Origin of the sequence: Pseudomonas sp. (assembly GCF_041601375.1) — a bacterium.
Taxonomy (GTDB): domain Bacteria; phylum Pseudomonadota; class Gammaproteobacteria; order Pseudomonadales; family Pseudomonadaceae; genus Aquipseudomonas.
In genome coordinates this window covers 1-5,020 of sequence record NZ_JBFIIG010000249.1, presented here as the reverse complement: position 1 = coordinate 5,020, position 5,020 = coordinate 1, and the positions used below count along the sequence as shown (strand labels likewise).

Annotated in this window: 6 protein-coding genes; 5 read left to right on the top strand and 1 reads right to left on the bottom strand. The window is 61.9% G+C overall.

What is annotated here, in order from left to right; genetic code table 11:
• Positions 1-142 precede the first annotated feature (142 nt).
• The 3 genes from ABZE94_RS20300 to ABZE94_RS20290 all read left to right on the top strand — a co-directional run bounded on the left by ABZE94_RS20300 (position 143) and on the right by ABZE94_RS20290 (position 2,416).
• Positions 143-1,129 (top strand): DNA polymerase III subunit delta', encoded by a 987-nt coding sequence (locus ABZE94_RS20300; RefSeq protein WP_372877864.1) that lies wholly within the window; start codon positions 143-145, stop codon positions 1,127-1,129.
• Between the two features lie 36 nt (positions 1,130-1,165).
• A complete protein-coding gene (locus tag ABZE94_RS20295) occupies positions 1,166-1,522 on the top strand; it encodes a PilZ domain-containing protein (RefSeq protein WP_003245164.1) in 357 nt (118 codons plus the stop codon).
• Between the two features lie 111 nt (positions 1,523-1,633).
• Entirely contained in the window at positions 1,634-2,416 is a 783-nt protein-coding gene (locus ABZE94_RS20290) for a TatD family hydrolase (protein ID WP_372877862.1), read from the top strand.
• Positions 2,417-2,789: 373 nt separating this feature from the next.
• Here the strand turns inward: ABZE94_RS20290 and ABZE94_RS20285 are convergent, their stop codons facing one another.
• Positions 2,790-3,923 (bottom strand): aminotransferase class V-fold PLP-dependent enzyme, encoded by a 1,134-nt coding sequence (locus tag ABZE94_RS20285; protein ID WP_372877860.1) that lies wholly within the window; start codon positions 3,921-3,923, stop codon positions 2,790-2,792.
• Between the two features lie 76 nt (positions 3,924-3,999).
• Here ABZE94_RS20285 and ABZE94_RS20280 point away from each other — a divergent pair, with 76 nt between their 5' ends.
• Positions 4,000-4,638 carry a TetR/AcrR family transcriptional regulator gene (locus ABZE94_RS20280; protein ID WP_372877858.1) on the top strand — a complete coding sequence of 213 codons (639 nt, stop codon included), beginning with the start codon at positions 4,000-4,002 and terminating at the stop codon, positions 4,636-4,638.
• Between the two features lie 89 nt (positions 4,639-4,727).
• Positions 4,728-5,020, top strand: a 293-nt coding sequence (locus ABZE94_RS20275) for a radical SAM protein (RefSeq protein WP_372877856.1), incomplete at its 3' end; no start/stop codon positions are given.

The window sequence follows — 5,020 nt, the reverse complement described above, 5'->3', positions numbered from 1 at the left end:
TTTTTCGAGGCGGTGCGCCAGACCTATTTGCGTCGGGCCAATGAAGAGCCGCGGCGTTATCGGATTTTGAATGCCGCGCAGTCGCTGAGTCAGGTGCAGCGGGATCTGGATGCCATGTTGGGGCAAATCGTGGAGCTGTGCCGTGGCTGATGACTATCCCTGGCAAGCCTCGCTCTGGCAGCAGCTGGCCGGGCGCACACAGCATGCCCATGCCTATCTGCTGCACGGCCCGGCCGGTATTGGCAAGCGCGCGCTCGCCGAGCGCCTGATGGCTCGCTTGCTCTGTCAGCGGCCAGCCGGCCTGGATGCCTGTGGTCAGTGCAAATCCTGCCACCTGCTGGCTGCCGGCACCCATCCGGACAACTATATTCTGCAGCCGGAAGAAGTCGACAAGGCGATCAAGGTCGACCAGGTGCGTGAGCTGGTCAACTTCGTGGTGCAGACCGCTCAGCTCGCCGGACGCAAGGTGGTGCTGGTCGAGCCGGCCGAAGCGATGAATCTGAACGCGGCCAACGCCCTGCTGAAAAGCCTGGAAGAGCCTTCCGGCGATACGGTCTTGCTGTTGATCAGTCACCAGCCCAGTCGCTTGCTGCCGACGGTGAGGAGTCGTTGTGTGCAGCAGGCCTGCCCATTGCCGAGCCAGGCGCTGAGCCAGGCCTGGTTGGCCCAGGCGTTGCCGGAGTGTGCCGATGATGAGCGCGCCGAGCTGCTCTGTCTGGCGGCTGGCTCGCCACTGGTCGCCGCGCATATGCACGCTCAGGGGGTGCTTCAGCAGCGTGCCCTGGTGGTCGAGGGGGTCAAGAAGCTGATCAAGCGGCAGGCCGCGCCGAGCCCACTGGCCGAAAGCTGGAAAGCGGTATCCTTGCAGCTGTTGTTCGACTGGTTCTGTGACTGGGCGCAGTTGATCCTGCGTTATCAACTGACGCGTGACGAGGCTGGGCTGGGGCAAGCCGATATGCGCAAGGTCGTACAGTACCTGGCGGAGAAAACGCCTCAGTCGAAAGTCTTGCAGATGCAGGATTGGTTGCTGGTACAGCGGCAGAAAGTCATGGGTAAAGCCAACCTTAACCGTGTCTTGCTTCTCGAAGCCCTGCTGGTGCAGTGGGCAAGCCTGCCCGGACCGGGCTAGAATCGGCCATTAAGTAATGACAACCAGGAACGCCGCATGAGCTTGCCACCTAATTTGGGTCCGCGTAACGGAATCCTGTCTCTGACCATCAAAGACAAGTCCGTGCTCTATGCCGCTTATATGCCCTTTATCAAGAATGGCGGGCTGTTTATCCCGACCAACAAGAGCTACAAGCTTGGCGATGAAGTGTTCATGTTGCTCAACCTGATGGACGAGCCGGAAAAGATCCCGGTCGCCGGCAAGGTGGTGTGGATCACCCCCAAGGGCGCTCAGGGCAACCGCGCGGCAGGTGTCGGTGTGCAGTTCAATGACGGTGACAACACCGCGCGCAACAAGATCGAGACCTACCTGGCGGGTGCGCTGAAGTCGGATCGGCCGACTCACACCATGTAACTCTCACACCGTGTAACTGTAGCGACAAGCCGCAAGCGGTAAGCGACAAGAAGGCGTTGGCGTTCTCGCTTTTACTTGTAGCTTGACGCTGGCTACTTGAGGCTCCACTCCATGCTTATCGATTCCCACTGTCACCTCGATCGTCTCGATCTGGCCGCCCACGGCGGATCCCTCGATGCCGCGCTGGATGCGGCGCGGGCGCGCGGCGTTGGGCATTTCCTGTGTATCGGTGTCAGTGCCGACAATGCGGCGGCGGTCAAAGGCCTGGCCGAGCGCTATGCCGATGTCGATTGCTCGGTCGGGGTTCATCCGCTGGATCTCGAGCCGGGCGAAGCGCCAGCCCTGGACTGGTTGCTGGCTGAGCTGAACCATCCGCAGGTGGTGGCCATCGGTGAAACCGGGCTGGATTATCACTACGAGCCGCAAGCGGCAGAGCTGCAGCAGCAGGCCTTCCGCTTGCACCTGCAGGCCGCCCAGGTCACCGGCAAGCCGGTGATCGTGCACACCCGCGAGGCGCGGGCCGATACCCTGGCCTTGCTGCGCGAGGCCGCCTTGCCGCAGGCCGGGGTATTGCACTGCTTCACCGAAGACTGGGCGATGGCCAAGGCCGCGCTGGATCTCGGCTTCTATATTTCCCTGTCCGGCATCGTCACCTTCCGCAATGCCGAGGCGCTGCGCGAAGTCGCCCGCCAGGTGCCGGCCGACCGTTTGCTGGTGGAAACCGATTCGCCCTACCTGGCGCCGGTGCCGCACCGCGGAAAACCTAATCTGCCGGAATATGTACGCGACGTGGCCGAGTATCTGGCGCAGTTGCGGGGCGTCAGTTTCGAGCAGTTGGCCGATCAGACAGGCGCCAACTTCAAGCGTCTGTTCCCGCTGGCGCGGCTTGCCTGACCTCTGCGCGGCCGTCATTGGCTCGATGTGTGCCCTGTGCTCCGTGCTCATTGCGCGGTGAAACGGCGGGCTGCCGCTGCGCTCGAGGCCGCCTTAGCGATGCAATCCGCACCCTGTGGGGCGTTGCTCCCCGCAGGCGCTATGCGGTGGATAATCGGCGAGGCAAAAAAAACCCGGGTCCTGGGGGGGGATCCGGGTTAAGACCATTAGGAGTAAATCAAGGCACGCGGTCCACGGTACCTTGCCTGGCGGGACACTTGGGGGAGATGCCGCGCACCAGTACTCTTGAGTATTGGCGAAGTTTGCCGAACGTCCAGGCCAATTAGGCTCATTTTTTAAACAGATTTGGAATACCTGGCTGGCTGTTGAGTCCTCATCCTGTTGCCAGCTGGTGCAGCAGGCTCAGGGTTTCCTCTATCACCCGTGCCTCGCTGTAAAAATGTGGGGACAGGCGGATGCCGGCGCCGCGTTGCGCACAAATCACCTGCTCGGACCTGAGGCGCTGGAACAGTGACTGATTATCCCAGCCGGCGAGGCTGAAGGTGACGATGCCGGCGCGCCGAGCCGGGTCAATCGGGCTATGCAGTGTGATGCCGGGTATGCCGGCCAGGCCGCCGAGCAGCCATTGCACGCGTTCCTGCACGGCCTTGCCGACCTCGATCATGCCGACTTCCTCAAGGAGCGACAGGCTGGCTTCCAGCGCCATGGTGCCCAGCATGTTCGGGCTGCCGCATTCGAAGCGCCTGGCCGAGTGCGCAGGCTGCCAGTCCTGGCGCAGGTAGTCGCCGCGGTGTTCGAGCATATGCCAGCCGTATTCATGCAATTCAAGCTGGGCGCGCAGGTCGCTGCGGCAATAGAATCCGCCGAGTCCTTCCGGGCCGAGTAGCCACTTGTGTCCATCGGCCATGGCGAAGGCGCACCGGCAGGCCTGGACATCGAAGGGCAGGGCGCCAAGCTGCTGGATCGCATCGACACAGAACAATACGCCGCGCTGTTGACAGCCATGGCCGAGGCGCTGCAGGTCCAGGCGCAGGCCGCTGGCGTATTGCACGGCGCTGATCGACAGCAGTCGGGTGCGTGGGCCGCAGGCGTCGAGCAGCCTGGTTTCCGGGTCGCCGCCATGCAGGTCGACCTTGATCACCTCGACCCCTTGCGGTTCGAGCGCCTCCCAGACCACGCGGTTGGAGGGGAACTCCTCGTTGCTGATCACCACCTGATCGCCCGCATGCCAGTCCAGGCCGAACGCCACGAAGGACAACGCCTGCGAGGTGCTTTTGACCAGCGCGATATCGTCGCTGCTAGGTGCATTGAACAGGCGCGTCAGGCGTTCGCGCAGGCTGCGCTCGACCAGTAACCAGTCGGCGTAGTCGCGGGCGCCAACCTGGGCGTTCTGTTCGGCAAAACGCGTGACCGCACGCACTGCACGCCGTGGCCAGGGCGCAATTGCGGCGTGATTCAGGTAACGCAGGCCGGGAACCTGTGGGAACTCGTCATGAATGCCATACATGGTCGGATGATCCGTGCAATTTTGCGCTAGTTAGGCATAATACTCGGCTTCGATTTTCGATCTCTTAGTCCTTCTTATGCAGAATGAACCCCGTAAGGTCCGTGAGTTTCGCCGCCGCGAACAGGAAATTCTCGACACCGCGCTGAAACTGTTCCTTGAGCAGGGTGAAGACAGCGTTACTGTCGAGATGATCGCCGACGCCGTCGGTATCGGCAAAGGCACCATCTACAAGCACTTCAAGTCCAAGGCGGAGATCTACCTGCGCCTGATGCTCGACTACGAGCGCGACTTGAACGAGTTGCTGCATTCGGCCGACATCGACCGGGATAAGGAGGCACTCTCGCGCGCCTACTTCGAGTTCCGCATGCGCGATCCGCAACGCTACCGCTTGTTCGACCGCCTGGAAGAGAAGGTGGTCAAGGCCAATCAGGTGCCGGAACTGGTCGAGCAGTTGCACAGGATCCGTGCCTCCAACTTCGAGCGACTGACTCAGCTGATCAAGGGGCGCATCGCCGAAGGCAAGCTTGAAGACGTGCCGCCGTATTTCCATTATTGCGCGGCCTGGGCGCTGGTGCATGGTGCCGTGGCGCTCTATCACTCGCCGTTCTGGAGCAATGTGCTGGAAGATCAGGAAGGGTTCTTCCAGTTCCTCATGGATATCGGTGTGCGCATGGGCAATAAACGCAAACGTGACACCGAAACGCCGACTGGTTGACGGTATTCGGCTGATTGATAGCGCATACAGTGCATGTGCCGTAGTGGATTGCGGCGATATACTCCGGGTAATGTTAATCGGAGTGCTCCATGATCGTTGACCGCCAAGGCAGACGTTTTCGCAACCTGCGAGTAAGCCTGACTGCCGCCTGCAATTATGCCTGCACCTACTGCGTGCCCGATGGCAAGCGCCTGGTCGCGGCGCAGGACGAGCTGTCGGCCGAGGCCATGGTGCGCGGCGTCGCCTACCTGATCGAAGCCGCCGGCATCGAGCGCTTGCGCATCACCGGCGGCGAGCCTCTGGTCAGCCCGAAGCTGGAGGCGTTCCTGCGCGGCGTCAGCCCGCTGGGCTTGGCTGACATCAGCCTGACCAGCAACGGCCA